This is a genomic window from Cupriavidus taiwanensis LMG 19424 (assembly GCF_000069785.1).
Taxonomy (GTDB): Bacteria; Pseudomonadota; Gammaproteobacteria; order Burkholderiales; family Burkholderiaceae; genus Cupriavidus; species Cupriavidus taiwanensis.
In genome coordinates this window covers 3,294,713-3,310,268 of the sequence record NC_010528.1, presented here as the reverse complement: position 1 = coordinate 3,310,268, position 15,556 = coordinate 3,294,713, and the positions used below count along the sequence as shown (strand labels likewise).

The window sequence follows — 15,556 nt, the reverse complement described above, 5'->3', positions numbered from 1 at the left end:
CGCGGCCACGGCCGGTGGCCATGGGCAATAATGGCGCTTCGCCATGTCCCGCCGGAGCCCGCGCATGTCCCTCGTTCCCTTCAACGCCGCCACCACCGCGGCGCGCCTGCCGTATCCCGAACTGGCGCAAGCCATCGCCGACATGCTGGCCGAGCTGCGCGACGGCACCGCCACGGCGCCGCCGCGCATCGCGCTGCCGGTGGGCGATGCAGGGCAGGGCGCGGGCACGCTGCTGGTCATGCCGGCCCGGAACCGCGAGCTGGTGATGACCAAGAACATCACCGTGCACCCCGATAACCCGCAGCGCGGCCTGCCCAGCATCCTCGGCGAGGTGGTGGTGGCCGATGCGCATACCGGCGCGCGCATCGCCATGCTCGACGGTCCGACCGTGACGGGACGGCGCACCGCGGCGGTGTCGCTGCTGGCGGCGCAGCGCTTTGCCGCGTGCCCGGACGGCGAGCTGCTGATCGTCGGCGCGGGCGTGCAGGCGCTGACGCATTTGGAGGCCTTCGTTGCCGGGCTGGGCGTGCACCGGCTGTGGCTGCATTCGCGCACGCGCGACAAGGCCGAGGCCCTGGCGGCGCATGCGCGTGCGCTGGGCGTGGAAGCACAGGTGACAGACTCGGTCGCGGCGGTATTGCCGCGCGTATCGATGGTGGTCACGGTGACCTCGAGCCGCAGCCCGGTGCTGCCGGACCTGGACAGCGGGCTCTGGCGCGACCATCACTTCATTGCCGCGGTCGGCGCGTTCCGACCCGACATGTGCGAGCTGCCGCCGGCGCTATGCCATGCCGCCGCGGACCACGGCCGGCTGCTGGCCGATACCTTGTTCGGCATCGAGGACGAGGCCGGCGACCTGCTGCAGGCCGGCATCGACTGGGCCGACGTGCAGCCGCTCGAGACCGCGATCCTGCAGGCCGACGCGATCCGCGCGCGGGAGGGCAGCCCGCTGGTGTTCAAAAGCGTGGGCTATGCGCTGTGGGACCTGGCCGCGTGCGTGCTCGCCAGCCGCGCCTGATCAGCGGTCGCGGCTGCGCAGCCAGTCGGCGAACAACTCGCGCGCCGGCGCCAGGAAGGCGGCGATCGGTTCGCTGCGGTCGCTGGCGTACCAGTGGCAGTAGCAGCCGTGGATGGTCGCGATCATCAGGCGCGCCATCGGCGCAGGCAGCGGACGGCCCGGCGCCGACAGCGCCGCCACCAGGTCTTGCACGTGGCTGTCCCAGCCGCGGCGAATTTCCTCGCGCACACTGGCCGGCACGCTGCCTGAGAAGAGCAGCGCCAGCACCACGCCCTTGGCTTCTGGATTGGCGGTGAGGTAGTCGGCGACCCGGTCGAAGCTGTTCTCCAGCCGCCGTGCCGCCGTCCTGCCGTGGTGGGGCTCGGCGCCCAGTTCCTCGCCGATCTGGCGGAACAGGCTGGTGGCGGCCTCCGCCAGCAGCATTTCCTTGCTGCCGAAATGCCACAGCAGGCTGCTCTTGGCCACGCCGGCCTCGGCGGAAATCTGGTCGAGCGTCACCTCGGCGTAACCGTGCGCGCTGATCAGCCCGCGCGTGACCGCGAGCACCCGTTCGCGGGTTTCCAGCCCGCGCCGGTTCTTGGCGACCGGCGCGGCGTGGCGGGATGCGGCGGGCTCGGCGGACTGCGGGATCGAAGGCATGGATAGGGGCGGCAAGTGGAGCGGGACCAGGCGTCGAAGCAGGCCGGACCCGGCAGGGCTCTATTTGACAGTAGACGAGGTCTGCCAGCAAACTCCGGAATTGTACTGAACGTTCAGCACAATGACATAAGCGCTGCCGGCCACGCCCGTGCCCGGCGCCGGATCCAGGAGACCAGGATGCCGTATCCGACTGTTTTTGCCGCCGCCGCCACCGCGCTGGCCGCCGCCGCCTTCACCGTTGCCGGGACCGCCGGCGCCGCTTCCGCCGCGGCCAGTGCCGGCAAGCCCGCCACCGATGCCACCGCCCGCGCCAATGCTGCCGTGCTGCAGCAGCTGCCGTTCCAGGACCGGCGCGACTTCGACGCGGCGCGCCGCGGCTTCGTCGGCACGCTGGACGACACCGAGATCCGCGACGCCAGGGGCAACGTGGTGTGGACGCTGGCTCCCTACGATTTCCTCAAGCCGGAGACCGCGCCGGCCACCGTGAATCCCAGCCTGTGGCGCCAGGCCCGGCTCAACCTGCACCACGGCCTGTTCCAGGTGACGGACCGCATCTACCAGGTGCGCGGCTTCGATATCGCCAACATGACGATCATCGAGGGCGAGTCCGGGCTGATCGTGATCGACCCGCTGACCGCGATCGAGACCTCGCGCGCCGGCCTCGAGCTTTACTTCCGGCACCGGCCGAAGAAACCGGTGGTGGCGGTGATCTACACCCACAGCCATGGCGACCACTTCGGCGGCGTCAAGGGCGTCACCACCGAGGAAGACGTCAAGTCCGGCCGGGTCAAGGTGCTGGCGCCGGAAGGCTTCATGGAAGAAGCCGTCAGCGAGAACGTCTTTGCCGGCAATGCCATGAGCCGCCGCGCGCAGTACATGTATGGCTTCAACCTGCCGCGCTCGGCCACCGGCCAGGTCGACGTGGGCCTGGGCAAGGCCGTCGCGCACGGCACGCTGACGCTGATCCCGCCGACCGACCTGATCCACAAGACCGGCGAGACCCGCATCATCGACGGCGTGCAGATCGAGTTCCTGATGGCGCCGGGTACCGAGGCCCCGGCCGAGATGCTGATGTACTTCCCGCAGTGGCAGGCCCTGTGCGCGGCCGAGGACGCCACCCACAACCTGCACAACCTCTACACCATCCGCGGCGCGCAGGTGCGCGATGCCAACCAGTGGTGGCGCGCGCTGGACGAGACCATCGACCGCTACGGCGCCCGCACCGAGGTGCTGTTCGCCCAGCACCACTGGCCCACCTGGGGCCGCCAGGAGATCGTCACCTACCTGGGCAAGCAGCGCGACGGCTACAAGTACATCCACGACCAGTCGCTGCGGCTGGCCAACGAGGGCTACGTGCCGGCCGAGATCGCCGAGCGCGTGAAGCTGCCGCCGTCGCTGGCGAGCGAGTGGCACCTGCGCGACTACTACGGCACCGTCAGCCACAACGCCAAGGCGGTGTACCAGCGCTACCTGGGCTGGTATGACGCCAACCCGGCCAACCTGAACCCGCTGCCGCCGGAAGAGGCGGGCAAGCGCTATGTCGAATTCATGGGCGGCGCGGCGCGCGTGCTGGAGCAGGCCCGCGCCGCCTACACGCGCGGCGAGTACCGCTGGGTCGCCGAGGTGGTCAAGCACGTGGTCTTTGCCGATCCGTCCAACCAGGCGGCGCGCGAGCTTGAGGCCGATGCGCTGGAGCAGCTGGGTTACCAGGCGGAATCGTCGACCTGGCGCAACGCCTACCTGAGCGGCGCCGCGGAACTGCGCGGCGGCCCGCCCCGGACCGGCCGCCGCACCGGCAGCCCGGACGTGCTGCGCGCGATGACCGACACCATGTTCCTGGACTACCTGGCGATCAGCCTGAACGGCGATCGTGCCGCTGGCAAGACGCTGGCGCTGAACTGGGTACAGCCGGACACCGGCAAGCGTTTCGCGCTGACCGTCGAAAACGGCGTGTTCCGCTACAAGGCCGACGCGCAGCACGCCTCGCCGCAGGCCACGCTGACCATGCCGCGGGCCGGGCTGATGGGCGTGCTGGCCGGCCAGACCACGTTGCAGGCCGAGACCCAGGCGGGACGCGCGCGCGTCGAGGGGGACTCGCAGGCGCTGGCGGCGTGGGCGGGGCTGATGGACAAGTCCGAGCCCAACTTTGCCATCGTGACACCCTGACGGCATCCGGGCCCAGGCGCGCCCGCTGTTGCGCGCCTGGGCCCTAAAACCGCTTCTGTGTCAGGGTTTTTTCCGCCGCGCGACATAAACCGTTGCGTGGATGCAGCGGATGGCGGCCCGGAGCGCCGCTGCCGCGCCATTTCCTCATGGTTAACCCTCCTTTTAGGGGGCGGCCTCTACGAAACCGTGTCATTGATGAAACAACCCGGCGCGGGCTCGCCGGATAATGCACGCGGCAGTTACCGAATGAGGAGTATGAGGATTATGAATTCGACTTATAAGAAGATGCTGGCCGCGGGCGCCGTGATGGCCCTGACCGGAGCCGCACACGCGCAGTCCGCGGGCAGCAATATCGTCAGCATGGGCTGGTTCCGCGTGATGCCGAACAGCTCCGCCGATCCGCTGACCGTCGACAGCATTGGCGGTCGCCCGGTCGGCATGACCCGGCCGAACACCGGCGCGGAAATCGAGTCCGCCGACACCCTGGGCCTGGCCTTCACCCATTTCTTTACCGACAACATTTCCGGCGAAATTGTCGCGGGCATTCCGCCGAAGCATGATGTGAAGGGCACCGGCAACTACGCCCAGTACGGCAAGCTCGGCTCGGTCAAGCAGTGGAGCCCGGCGCTGGTGGTCAAGTACCACTTCTTCGACGCCAAGACCAGGTTCCGTCCCTATGTCGGCATCGGCGTGAACTACACCTGGTTCACCGACGAGACCATCACCAACCAGAACTTCGTCAACCGCGAGTTCGCGCCGGGCGCGCGCATGACCGCCAGCGCCAAGCCGTCGTGGAACCCGGTGTTCAATATCGGCGCCAACTACGCCATCAACGACCACTGGTTCGTCGGGCTGTCGGTGTCCTACGTGCCGCTGTCGACGCGCGCATCGTTCACCACCCAGGCGGGGCCGGTGACAATCCAGTCGCACACCAAGATCAAGATCGATCCGGTGGTGACGTACCTGAACGTGGGCTACCGCTTCTGAACGCGGCACACGGCAGGCTGAAGAAAAGGGCGCCCGGGGGCGCCCTTTTTGCTGGCGAGGCGACGGCTCAGGCCACCGACCTGACCGGATAGCCGGCTTCCTCTATCGCCTCGCGCAAAGCCTGCGTGTCGGCGCCGCTGTCGACGCGCACGGCCTGGGCCGGCACATCCGCGCTGACGCGGGCGGCGGGGTCGACGGCCTGCACGGCACGCGTGATGGCGCCGACGCAGTGGTTGCACGTCATGCCTTCTACCTGGAACTGGATCATGTTGTAACGCTCCTGACGGGATCGAAACGCGGCATGGAGCCGCGACAGACATAGTGTGAACCTTGCCACCATGGGAAGCGCAAGGGAAATTTTCCTGCGTCGACGTGGCGCTGGCGTCCTCTGATGCGGGCCTTGACCTTCCAATGATGGTAAGGTCCATGATGCTGACATCGACACTGTGGATGACTCAGAACCATGCCAGATTCCAGCGCTGTGCTCGCTTCCCAACCGGTCGGCACCGACCTCCGCCCCCCCGCAGACGCCATGCCCGAGTGGCGGCTGCCGGTCGAGGGCATGACCTGCGCTTCCTGCGTGGGACGCGTCGAAAAAGCCCTGGCCAAGGTGCCGGGCGTGCGCGACGTCGCCGTCAACCTGGCCACCGAGGCCGCCACGCTGCGCGCGGCGTCCGCCGCGGTGCTGCCCGCCGCCGCGCGCGCCGTCGCCGACGCCGGCTATGCCGTGCCTCAGGACACCATCGAGCTGAATATCGCCGACATGACCTGTGCCTCGTGCGTGGCGCGGGTCGAAAAAGCGCTGCGCGCCGTGCCGGGCGTAGTCGAGGCCACCGTCAACCTGGCGACCGAGCGCGCCAGCGTGACGCTGCTGCGGGGCACCGCCGACCCCGCGGCGCTGGCGGGCGCGGTCGCGCGCGCCGGCTATGGCGCGACGCCGGTGGTGGATGCGGCGCAGGCAGGCGCCGTGGCGCGGCCCGGCCAGCCGGGGCAGGCTACGCGCCCCGCCTTCTGGGATAGTCCCTGGCCGGTGGCGATCTCCGCGGCGTTGTCGCTGCCGCTGGTGGCGCCGATGGTGCTGGAATGGTTCGGCGTGCACTGGATGCTGCCGGCGTGGGTGCAGTGGCTGCTGGCCACGCCGGTGCAGTTCGTGTTCGGCTGGCGCTTCTACAAGGCGGGCTGGAAGGCGGTGCGCGCCGGCGCCGGCAATATGGATTTGCTGGTGGCGCTGGGCACCACCGCCGCCTACGGGCTGTCGCTGTGGCTGATGTGGCGCACGCCGGCCGATGCCATGCCGCACCTGTACTTCGAAAGCGCCGCGGTGGTGATCACGCTGGTGCGCCTGGGCAAGTGGCTGGAGACGCGCGCCAAGCGCCAGACTGCCGATGCCATCCGCGCGCTGGCGGCGTTGCGGCCCGATACCGCGCGCGTGCGCCGCGGCGGCGTCGAGCAGGGCGTGCCGCTGTCGGCCGTGGTCGTCGGCGATGAAATCGTGGTGCGCCCCGGCGAGCGCATCCCGGTGGACGCCGAGGTGGTCGAGGGCACCAGCCATGCCGATGAATCCATGCTGACCGGCGAAAGCCTGCCCGTGCCCAAGCAGCCCGGCGACCGCATCACCGGCGGCGCCATCAACTTCGAAGGCCTGCTGGTCGCGCGCACCATGGCGGTGGGCGCCGAGACCGTGCTCGCGCGCATCATCCGCATGGTCGAGCACGCGCAGGCGGCCAAGGCGCCGATCCAGCGCCTGGTCGACCGCGTCAGCGCGGTGTTCGTGCCGGTGGTGCTGGCCATTGCGCTGGTGACGGTGCTGGGCTGGGGCCTCTTTGCCGGCGACTGGGAAGCGGCGCTGCTCAATGCCGTGGCGGTGCTGGTGATCGCCTGCCCGTGCGCGCTGGGGCTGGCCACGCCCACCGCGATCATGGCCGGCACCGGCGCCGGCGCGCGCGCCGGCATCCTGATCAAGGACGCCGAGGCGCTGGAAGTGGCGCACCGGGTGGGGGTGGTGGCGTTCGACAAGACCGGCACGCTGACGGTGGGCAAGCCCGAAGTGGTGGCGCTGCATGCGGCCGATCCTGCCGACGCCGACGGCAGCGCACTGCTGGCGCAGCTGGCCGCGCTGCAGGCCGGCAGCGAGCATCCGCTGGCGCGGGCCGTGCTGGCCGCGGCGCAGGCGCGCGGCATCGCCGTGCCGCAGGCCAGCGGCGTGCAGGCCCTGCCGGGCCGCGGCATTGCGGGCGTGGTCGACGGCCAGTCCCTGCAGCTGGGCAGCGAGCGCCTGCGCGACTCGCTGGGCGCGCCGGCCGGCGCGCTGGCGGCGGTGGCGCAGCAGCTGCAGTCGGAAGGGCGCACCGTGTCCTGGCTGGTGCAGGCCGCGCCGCCGCGCGTGGCCGGGCTGGTCGCGTTCGGCGATGCCATCAAGCCGGGCGCGCCGGCGGCGATCGCCAGGCTGCGTGCCGCCGGCGTGCGCACGGTGATGCTGACCGGCGACAACGCCGGCGCCGCGGCGCGTGTGGCACAGGCGCTCGGGCTGGACGACGTGCAGGCCGAGGTCCTGCCCGAAGACAAGGCCGCCCGGGTGCAGGCGCTGGGGCGCGATGGCGCGGTGGTGGCGATGGTGGGCGACGGCATCAACGATGCGCCGGCGCTGGCCGCGGCCGATGTCGGCATTGCCATGTCGACCGGCACCGACGTCGCCATGCACGCCGCCGGCATCACGCTGATGCGCGGCGACCCGGCGCTGGTGGCCGATGCGCTGGCGGTCTCGCACCGCACCGTGCGCAAGATCCGCCAGAACCTGTTCTGGGCCTTTATCTATAACGTGGTGGGGATCCCGCTGGCCGCGGCCGGCATGCTCAATCCGGTGGTGGCTGGCGCGGCGATGGCGTTCTCCAGCGTCAGCGTGGTCGGCAATGCGCTGCTGCTGCGCCGCTGGCGCGCCCAGGCCGGCACCGCGCCGGCCGCTTCCACCGCGACGCAAGGAGGGGCGCGATGAATATCGGCGAAGCGGCACAGGCCTCGGGCGTATCGGCCAAGATGATCCGCCACTATGAATCGATCGGGCTGGTGGCGGCGCCGCCGCGCACCGATGGCGGCTACCGCCGCTATGACGAACGCGCGGTGCATACCTTGCGCTTCGTGCGGCGTGCCCGTAATCTGGGATTCTCGCTCGACGAGATCCGCGACCTGCTGTCACTGTGGCACGACCGGGGCCGCGCCAGCGCCGACGTCAAGGCGCTGACGCTGCGGCATGTGGCCGACCTGGAGCAGCGCATCGCCGAACTGGCGGCGATGCGCGACACGCTGCGCGAGCTGGCGCAGCACTGCAGCGGCGACGACCGACCGGACTGCCCGATCCTGGCCGACATGGCGCAGCCGGACGCGCCCGCCCGGCCGGACTGCCACACCGCCAAAGCCATGCCCTGAGCCACGGCTGAAGCCATAGCAGGGCCGGCGCTGGCCGGCACAGCGGTCGCCATAACAACAAATAGCTGGCCGCGCATCTGGCCCCCGCGCGCCGGCAGGAGACCTGCGAATGGAACAGCCGATGACGGACGATCCAGCCATGGCCGGCGTCGCCACCCCGCCCGCCGCCAGCCCGGCGGCGGCGCATGCGCCGGTGCAGAGCCGCCAGCGCATGCGCGACGGCACCGAGCTGCTGCTGCGTACCTGGCAACCCGATCCGGCACGCTTTGCCGAACCGCTCGGCTCGGTGCTGCTGGTGCACGGGCTTGCCGAACACGCCGGCCGTTACCAGCATGTTGCCGATGTGCTGTGCGGCCTGGGGCTGCGCGTGCGAGCCTTCGACCTGCGCGGCCACGGCGCGAGCGGCGGTGCGCGCATGGTCGCCGAGCATCCGGACGCCTACCTGAACGACCTCGCAGAAATCTACGATGCCGCGGTGCCGGGCTGGCACGAGTTGCCGATCCTGCTCGGCCACAGCATGGGCGGGCTGATCGCGGCGCGCTTTGCCACCGCGCGGGTGCGGCCGGTGCGCGCGCTGGTGCTGTCGTCGCCGGCGCTGGCGCTGCGGCTGTCGCGGCCGGCGCTGGCGCTCCACCGCGTGCTGCTGGGGCTGGCGCCGCGGCTGCGCGTGCCCAATCCCATCGATGCGCGGCATTTGTCGCACGACCCGGCGGTGGTTGCCGCCTATCGCGCCGATCCGCTGGTGCAGACCACCATCACCGCCGGCGTGCTGGAAGGGTTCCTTCGCGGCATGGCGCAGGCCCAGGCCGACGCGGCGCTGCTGGAGGCGCCCATGCTGATGCTGGTCGGCGGCGCCGACCGCGTGGTGGACCCGGCCGGCAGCCGTACCTTCTTCGACAATGCGCCGCCCGACCTGCGCGAACAAGTCTGGTTCGACCATGGCTACCACGAGATCTTCAATGAAGCGCAGCCGCTGCGCGGCGAAGTGTTCGCGGCACTGACGGGCTGGCTGCAGCGCCGGCTGGCCAGCCCGCAGCGCTAGGTACGGAACACGGACTCGGCCACGCCGAACGCGGCCGCGACCACCGGGTCGTCGCGGCGCGCGGCCAGGCATACCAGGGTCAGCTCGGTCTGCACCGAGACCCCTTCGACAATCACCAGCCCGTGCGCATGCGACTCGCGCAGCGCAATCGCGTCGCGCACCAGCGACAGCCCCACGCCGGAGCGCACCAGGTCCCGCATCGACGCTTCCTGGTCGACATGCGCCACCTTGGGCACGGTGGCCGGGTCCACGCCCGCCTGTGCGAAGTGCGCGGACAACAGCCGGTTGTGCGCCGACTCCGGCGGGGTCCAGATCCATGGCAGCGTCGCCAGCTGCGCCCACGAACGCAGCGCGGTGCGCTCCTTCCAGCCTTTGGGCGCGACCACGTAATACGAAAACGGCGTCAGCGTCAGCGCGTGGAAGCCGGGCTCGGCCGGCTGCCCCAGGTAGAAGCCGACATCGAGCGCGCCGCTGCGTACCTGCTGCAGCACCCAGCCCGACATGCCGTGGCGCAGCTCGGTGCCGATCTGCGGATGGCGCTCGACCAGCGTGCGCAGCATCGGGCCCAGCCGCGTGAATTCCGGATCGAGGATGGTGCCGATCGCCAGCCGTCCGCGCACGGTGTGATGCATGGCGCTGACGGTATGCTGCAGGTCGCCCACGCCATCGAGGATGCGCTCGGCCAAGGGCAGCAGCGCGGCGCCATCGGCGGTCAGCGTCAGGCCCGCCGCAGTGCGCTCGAACAGCCGGATTCGCCACGCAGCCTGCAGCGCCTTCAGCTGCAGGCTGACCGCGGGCTGGGTCAGGTGCAGCCGCTGTGCGGCGCGGGTCAGGTTGCCTTCGCGCGCGACGGCGACAAAGGCGCGCAGGTGATGGAGGTCCAAGGGGGCGGCGGAAGGATGGGTGTGTTGCGTCGCAATATTTTGCGCAGCTTATATTGCGATTGACGATAAATCATTGGACGGGGCCGTGCAACTGCACCAAGCTTGCGCTCAACCATGGCCTGAAGTCTTGTGCCGCACGGCATACGTGCGGCGGCCGGTGCGCGGCGCTGCGTGGCAGCGTCTTCACCGGACGCAAAGATGGACGGGACCAATCGAGCGGGCCGCATTGCCCGGAGCACCAGCATCAGGAGCGGAAGTGGAAGACATCCTTGCAGAGGCCAGCGCAGTGCAGGCCATCATCGGCCACAGCATCGGGGGCCGCCAGACCCGAGGCGCGTCGCAGCGCCTGGCCGATATCTACAATCCCGCCACCGGCGAAGTGGCCGCGCGCGTCGCGCTGGGCACCGCCCAAGACGTGGCCGATGCCGTGGCCGCCGCCCGGGCCGCGTTCCCGGCGTGGGCCGACACCCCGCCGCTGCGCCGCGCGCGCATCCTGTTCAAGTTCAAGGAGCTGCTGGACCAGCACCACGACGACCTCGCCGCGCTGATCACGCGCGAGCACGGCAAGGTGTTCTCGGACGCGAAGGGCGAGGTCACGCGCGGCATCGAGGTGGTGGAGTTCGCCTGTGGCATCCCCAACCTGCTCAAGACCGATTTCACCGACAACATCGGCGGCGGCATCGACAACTGGAACCTGCGCCAGCCGCTGGGCGTGGTGGCCGGCATCACGCCGTTCAACTTCCCGGTGATGGTGCCGATGTGGATGTTCCCGGTGGCGCTGGCGTGCGGCAATACCTTCGTGCTCAAGCCGTCCGAGCGCGACCCGTCCCCCAGCCTGCTGATTGCAGATTTGCTGCGCCAGGCGGGCCTGCCCGACGGCGTGTTCAACGTGGTGCAGGGCGACAAGGAAGCGGTCGACGCGCTGCTGGCGCACCCCGACGTGCAGGCGCTGTCGTTCGTCGGCTCGACGCCGATCGCCGAGTACATCTACACCGAAGGGACGAAGCACGGCAAGCGCGTGCAGGCGCTGGGCGGCGCCAAGAACCACCTGGTGGTGATGCCCGATGCGGATCTGGACCAGGCCGTCGACGCGCTGATCGGCGCGGCCTATGGCTCGGCCGGCGAGCGCTGCATGGCGATCTCGGTGGCGGTAGCGGTCGGCGACGTGGCCGACAAACTGGTGCCGCGGCTGGCCGAACGCGCCCGCGCGCTGAAGATCCGCAACGGCATGGAGGCCGATGCCGAGATGGGCCCGCTGGTGACCGGCGCGCACAAGGCCAAGGTCGAGGGGTATATCGCCCAGGGCGTGGCCGAAGGCGCGACACTGGTGACCGATGGCCGCGGCCACAAGGTCGATGGCCACGAGAACGGCTTCTACGTCGGTGGCACGCTGTTCGACCATGTCACGCCGGAGATGACGATCTACAAGGAAGAGATCTTCGGGCCGGTGCTGTCCGTGGTGCGCGTGCACGACTTTGCCGAGGCGGTGGCGCTGATCAACGCGCACGAGTACGGCAACGGCGTATCGTGCTACACCAGCGACGGCGGCATCGCGCGCGCGTTCGCGCGGCAGATCCAGGTAGGCATGGTCGGCATCAACGTGCCGATCCCGGTGCCGATGGCGTGGCATTCGTTCGGCGGCTGGAAGCGCTCGCTGTTCGGCGACCACCATGCCTATGGCGAAGAGGGCGTGCGCTTCTACACGCGCTACAAGAGCGTGATGCAGCGCTGGCCGGACGCGATCGCCAAGGGCGCCGAGTTCACCATGCCGGTGGCGAAGTAAACCCGACCATCACCATAACAAGCGCCATGGAGACATTCGACTACATCATCGTGGGCGCGGGTTCCGCCGGCTGTGTCCTGGCGAACCGCCTGACCCAGGACCCGGACGTCAGCGTGCTGCTGCTGGAAGCCGGCGGCAAGGACGATTACCACTGGATCCACATCCCGGTGGGGTACCTCTACTGCATCGGCAACCCGCGCACCGACTGGCTCTATCGCACCGAGGCCGAAGCAGGGCTGAACGGGCGCTCGCTGGGTTATCCGCGCGGCCGCGTGCTGGGCGGCTGCTCGTCGATCAACGGCATGATCTACATGCGCGGCCAGCGCGAGGACTATGACGAGTGGGCGCGGCTGACCGGCGACGACGGCTGGCGCTGGGACAATGTGCTGCCGCTGTTCAAGCGCAGCGAAGACCATCACCGCGGCCCAAGCGAATTCCACGGCGCCGGCGGCGAATGGCGCGTCGAGGGGCAGCGGCTGCGCTGGGACATCCTGGAGCGCTTTGCCGATGCGGCCGAGCAAGCGGGCATCCCGCGCACCGACGACTTCAACCGCGGCGACAATTTCGGCGTCGGGTATTTCGAAGTGAACCAGCGCCGCGGCATCCGCTGGAACACCGCCAAGGCATTTCTGCGGCGCGCGTCGGAGCGGCCCAACCTGACCATCGTCACCGGGGCGCAGGTGAGTGGACTGGACTTCGACGGGCGCCGCTGCACCGGCGTCAGCTATCTCGGCGGCGGCCGCGCGCATGCGGCGGCGGCCAGGCTCGAGGTGATCCTTGCCGCCGGCGCGGTGAACACGCCGCAGTTGCTGGAGTTGTCCGGCATCGGCCAGCCTGAACGGCTGCAGGCGCTGGGCATTGCGGTGCGCCATGCGCTGCCCGGCGTGGGCGAAAACCTGCAGGACCACCTGCAGCTGCGCACCGTGGTCAAGGTCAATGGCGTGCGCACGCTGAACACGCGCGCCGCCAGCCTGTGGGGCAAGTTCTGCATCGGCGTGCAGTATGCCTTCAACCAGAGCGGGCCGATGAGCATGGCGCCATCGCAGCTGGGCGCGTTCGCGCGCTCGGATCCGTCGCAGGCGCGGCCGAACATCGAGTACCACGTGCAGCCGCTGTCGCTGGACAAGTTCGGCGATCCGCTCCACGCCTTTAACGCCTTTACCGCCAGCGCCTGCAACCTGCGCCCGACCTCGCGCGGCAGCGTGCATGCCGGCAGCGCTGACTTCCGCCAGGCGCCGGTGATCGCACCCAACTACCTGTCGACCGACGAGGACCGCAAGGTCGCCGCCGATTCGATCCGGCTCACGCGCCGCATCGTGGCGTCGCCGGCGCTGGCGCCGTACCGGCCCGAGGAATGGCTGCCGGGGCCGGCCTTCGAGAGCGACGAGCAGCTGGCCGAGGCCGCCGGCAATATCGGCACCACCATCTTCCATCCGGTAGGCACCTGCAAGATGGGCCGCGCCGACGATCCCATGGCGGTGGTCGACCATCGGCTGCGCGTGCTGGGCGTGCAGGGGCTGCGCGTGGTCGATGCCTCGGTGATGCCGCTGATCACCTCGGGCAATACCAACTCGCCGACCATCATGATCGCCGAGCGCGCCAGCGACATGATCCGTGAAGACCGCAGGCAGCGCGCCCTGGCAACCGAAGTGGCAAGCCCGGCAGGGGCGCCGGCCGAAACGAGTCCGGTGCCGGTGACAGCGGCAACAAGCGCCTGAAGCGCCACGCCACAGGATCACCGGCGGGGCGGTGATCATGTGGCCTGCGCGGCGCTTGTGTGGCCGCAAAAAAACTGACACTTGGTTCATGTTTCATAGTGCAAACCCCGATGTTTTGCGATGCAACAGGCGCACACAATAGACGCCTCACAGGGTGCTTCGGCGGCACATGCCATGCCGCCGTCGCACCCCGCGCGGGAGCCGCCCCGCACAGATAAAAACCGCGGGCGTGGCCGGCAACCACGGCGACCCTGACGGAACAAGCGGCAGCAAGGGCCTACAAGGCCGGTTCGGACCATTGTCAGTGCCGGGCATCACCCCGGCAGTTCAGCAAGAGGGCGGGCAGGAGACATGAACCAGCAGGAAACCATCCTGGAAACGCGGAACCTCACCAAGGAGTTCAAGGGGTTCACGGCGGTGAGCGACGTCAACCTGCGGGTGCGCCGCGGCTCGATCCATGCGTTGATCGGCCCCAACGGCGCGGGCAAGACCACTTGCTTCAACCTGCTCACCAAGTTCCTGGAGCCGACCACCGGCACCATTCTTTTCAACGGCATCGACATCACCCGCGAGAAGCCTGCGCAGATCGCGCGGCGCGGCGTGATCCGCTCGTTCCAGATTTCGGCCGTGTTTCCGCACCTGACGGTGATGGAGAACGTGCGCATCGGCCTGCAGCGGCAACTGGGCACCGCGTACCAGTTCTGGCGCAGCGAGCGCTCGCTGGACGTGCTCAACGACCGTGCCATGGAGCTGCTCGAGCAGGTCGGGCTGACCGAGTTCGCGCACACGCTCACGGTGAACCTGCCGTACGGGCGCAAGCGCGCGCTGGAGATCGCCACCACGCTGGCGATGGAGCCGGAGCTGATGCTGCTCGACGAACCGACGCAGGGCATGGGCCACGAGGACGTGGACCGCGTCACGCAGCTGATCAAGCAGGTCTCGACGGGGCGCACCATCCTGATGGTGGAGCACAACATGAGCGTGGTCTCTTCGATCGCCGACAAGATCACGGTGCTGCAACGCGGCGCGATCCTGGCCGAAGGCCCGTACGCGGAAGTGTCGAAGGACCCGCGCGTGATGGAAGCCTACATGGGCACCGCCGACGCGGAACTGCAGGGCGCGCACTAAGGCCGGGGAACGACACCATGAGCACAGCCAATACTCCGGCCCTGGAAATCAAGGGCCTGCACGCCTGGTACGGCGAATCGCACATCCTGCACGGCGTGGACCTGACCGTGAACCGCGGCGAAGTGGTCACGCTGCTGGGCCGCAACGGCGCCGGACGCACCACCACGCTGCGCGCGATCATGGGCCTGACCGGCGCGCGCAAGGGCTCGATCCGGGTCAATGGCCACGAGACCATCGGCCTGCCCACGCACAAGATCGCGCACTACGGGATCGGCTATTGCCCGGAAGAGCGCGCCATCTTCTCCAGCCTCTCGTGCGAAGAGAACCTGATGCTGCCGCCGGTGCTCAAGGGTGCCGGCATAGGGAACGGCGGCAGCCAGGGCATGAGCGAGGCCGAGATCTACGAGATGTTCCCGAACCTGAAGGAGCGCCGCCAGAGCCAGGGCACGCGCCTGTCGGGCGGCGAGCAGCAGATGCTGGCGGTCGGGCGCATCCTGCGCACCGGGGCCAACCTGCTGCTGCTCGACGAGATCTCGGAAGGGCTGGCACCGGTGATCGTGCAGGCGCTGGCGCGCATGATCCGGATGCTCAAGCAGAAGGGCTACACGGTGGTGATGGTGGAGCAGAACTTCCGCTTCGCCGCGCCGCTGGCGGACCGCTTCTACGTGATGGAGCACGGCACCATCGTCGAACGCTTCGCGGCCAGCGAGCTGCAGGCCAAGATGCCGGTGCTGCATGAATTGCTCGGGGTCTGATCCGCGCACTGCG

13 protein-coding genes are annotated in these 15,556 nt (G+C 69.5%); 10 read left to right on the top strand and 3 right to left on the bottom strand.

Annotated features, from left to right (window positions below; all coding sequences use genetic code 11):
* The first annotated feature begins 64 nt into the window (after window positions 1-64).
* Window positions 65-1,018, top strand: a complete 954-nt coding sequence (locus RALTA_RS15300; RefSeq protein ID WP_041232231.1) for a delta(1)-pyrroline-2-carboxylate reductase family protein — start codon at window positions 65-67, stop codon at window positions 1,016-1,018.
* Here the strand turns inward: RALTA_RS15300 and RALTA_RS15295 are convergent, their stop codons facing one another.
* Window positions 1,019-1,657 (bottom strand): TetR/AcrR family transcriptional regulator, encoded by a 639-nt coding sequence (locus tag RALTA_RS15295; protein WP_041232230.1) that lies wholly within the window; start codon window positions 1,655-1,657, stop codon window positions 1,019-1,021.
* Window positions 1,658-1,834: 177 nt separating this feature from the next.
* On the opposite strand from RALTA_RS15295, the gene RALTA_RS15290 reads away from it, so the two are divergent.
* Both RALTA_RS15290 and RALTA_RS15285 read left to right on the top strand, forming a co-directional pair.
* Entirely contained in the window at window positions 1,835-3,823 is a 1,989-nt protein-coding gene (locus RALTA_RS15290; RefSeq protein ID WP_012354311.1) for an alkyl/aryl-sulfatase, read from the top strand.
* A 264-nt stretch (window positions 3,824-4,087) separates the two neighbouring features.
* A complete protein-coding gene (locus RALTA_RS15285; protein WP_012354310.1) occupies window positions 4,088-4,810 on the top strand; it encodes an OmpW/AlkL family protein in 723 nt (240 codons plus the stop codon).
* A 67-nt stretch (window positions 4,811-4,877) separates the two neighbouring features.
* On the opposite strand, the gene RALTA_RS15280 is transcribed toward RALTA_RS15285, so the two are convergent.
* Window positions 4,878-5,078, bottom strand: a complete 201-nt coding sequence (locus RALTA_RS15280; RefSeq protein ID WP_012354309.1) for a heavy-metal-associated domain-containing protein — start codon at window positions 5,076-5,078, stop codon at window positions 4,878-4,880.
* 195 nt (window positions 5,079-5,273) lie between these two features.
* On the opposite strand from RALTA_RS15280, the gene RALTA_RS15275 reads away from it, so the two are divergent.
* The 3 genes from RALTA_RS15275 (at window position 5,274) to RALTA_RS15265 (ending at window position 9,275) form a co-directional block, all read left to right on the top strand.
* A complete protein-coding gene (locus tag RALTA_RS15275) occupies window positions 5,274-7,802 on the top strand; it encodes a heavy metal translocating P-type ATPase (RefSeq protein ID WP_012354308.1) in 2,529 nt (842 codons plus the stop codon).
* On the top strand, window positions 7,799-8,233 hold the full coding sequence (cueR, locus tag RALTA_RS15270) for a Cu(I)-responsive transcriptional regulator (protein WP_012354307.1): 435 nt from the start codon (window positions 7,799-7,801) through the stop codon (window positions 8,231-8,233). The genes RALTA_RS15275 and cueR overlap by 4 nt, the downstream gene beginning before the upstream one ends.
* A 109-nt stretch (window positions 8,234-8,342) precedes the next feature.
* Window positions 8,343-9,275, top strand: a complete 933-nt coding sequence (locus tag RALTA_RS15265) for an alpha/beta hydrolase (protein ID WP_012354306.1) — start codon at window positions 8,343-8,345, stop codon at window positions 9,273-9,275.
* On the opposite strand, the gene RALTA_RS15260 is transcribed toward RALTA_RS15265, so the two are convergent.
* On the bottom strand, window positions 9,272-10,159 hold the full coding sequence (locus RALTA_RS15260) for a LysR family transcriptional regulator (RefSeq protein WP_012354305.1): 888 nt from the start codon (window positions 10,157-10,159) through the stop codon (window positions 9,272-9,274). The genes RALTA_RS15265 and RALTA_RS15260 overlap by 4 nt on opposite strands.
* Window positions 10,160-10,415: 256 nt before the next feature.
* Between RALTA_RS15260 and RALTA_RS15255 the strand changes: the two genes are divergently transcribed.
* The 4 genes from RALTA_RS15255 (at window position 10,416) to RALTA_RS15240 (ending at window position 15,543) form a co-directional block, all read left to right on the top strand.
* On the top strand, window positions 10,416-11,942 hold the full coding sequence (locus tag RALTA_RS15255; protein WP_012354304.1) for a CoA-acylating methylmalonate-semialdehyde dehydrogenase: 1,527 nt from the start codon (window positions 10,416-10,418) through the stop codon (window positions 11,940-11,942).
* Between the two features lie 26 nt (window positions 11,943-11,968).
* Window positions 11,969-13,660: a GMC family oxidoreductase gene (locus RALTA_RS15250; protein WP_012354303.1), complete on the top strand. Its 1,692-nt coding sequence runs from the start codon at window positions 11,969-11,971 to the stop codon at window positions 13,658-13,660.
* Window positions 13,661-14,011: 351 nt separating this feature from the next.
* On the top strand, window positions 14,012-14,788 hold the full coding sequence (locus RALTA_RS15245; protein WP_012354302.1) for an ABC transporter ATP-binding protein: 777 nt from the start codon (window positions 14,012-14,014) through the stop codon (window positions 14,786-14,788).
* A 17-nt stretch (window positions 14,789-14,805) separates the two neighbouring features.
* A complete protein-coding gene (locus RALTA_RS15240) occupies window positions 14,806-15,543 on the top strand; it encodes an ABC transporter ATP-binding protein (protein ID WP_012354301.1) in 738 nt (245 codons plus the stop codon).
* The last annotated feature ends 13 nt before the right edge of the window (window positions 15,544-15,556 follow it).

Excerpts from the sequence above, each read along its gene's own strand:
- RALTA_RS15300 (WP_041232231.1), top strand. The coding sequence starts at position 65 with ATGTCCCTCGTTCCCTTCAACGCCGCCACCACCGCGGCGCGCCTGCCG.
- RALTA_RS15295 (WP_041232230.1), bottom strand. The coding sequence starts at position 1,657 with ATGCCTTCGATCCCGCAGTCCGCCGAGCCCGCCGCATCCCGCCACGCC.
- RALTA_RS15290 (WP_012354311.1), top strand. The coding sequence starts at position 1,835 with ATGCCGTATCCGACTGTTTTTGCCGCCGCCGCCACCGCGCTGGCCGCC.
- RALTA_RS15285 (WP_012354310.1), top strand. The coding sequence starts at position 4,088 with ATGAATTCGACTTATAAGAAGATGCTGGCCGCGGGCGCCGTGATGGCC.
- RALTA_RS15280 (WP_012354309.1), bottom strand. The coding sequence starts at position 5,078 with ATGATCCAGTTCCAGGTAGAAGGCATGACGTGCAACCACTGCGTCGGC.
- RALTA_RS15275 (WP_012354308.1), top strand. The coding sequence starts at position 5,274 with ATGCCAGATTCCAGCGCTGTGCTCGCTTCCCAACCGGTCGGCACCGAC.
- cueR (WP_012354307.1), top strand. The coding sequence starts at position 7,799 with ATGAATATCGGCGAAGCGGCACAGGCCTCGGGCGTATCGGCCAAGATG.
- RALTA_RS15265 (WP_012354306.1), top strand. The coding sequence starts at position 8,343 with ATGGAACAGCCGATGACGGACGATCCAGCCATGGCCGGCGTCGCCACC.
- RALTA_RS15250 (WP_012354303.1), top strand. The coding sequence starts at position 11,969 with ATGGAGACATTCGACTACATCATCGTGGGCGCGGGTTCCGCCGGCTGT.
- RALTA_RS15245 (WP_012354302.1), top strand. The coding sequence starts at position 14,012 with ATGAACCAGCAGGAAACCATCCTGGAAACGCGGAACCTCACCAAGGAG.
- RALTA_RS15240 (WP_012354301.1), top strand. The coding sequence starts at position 14,806 with ATGAGCACAGCCAATACTCCGGCCCTGGAAATCAAGGGCCTGCACGCC.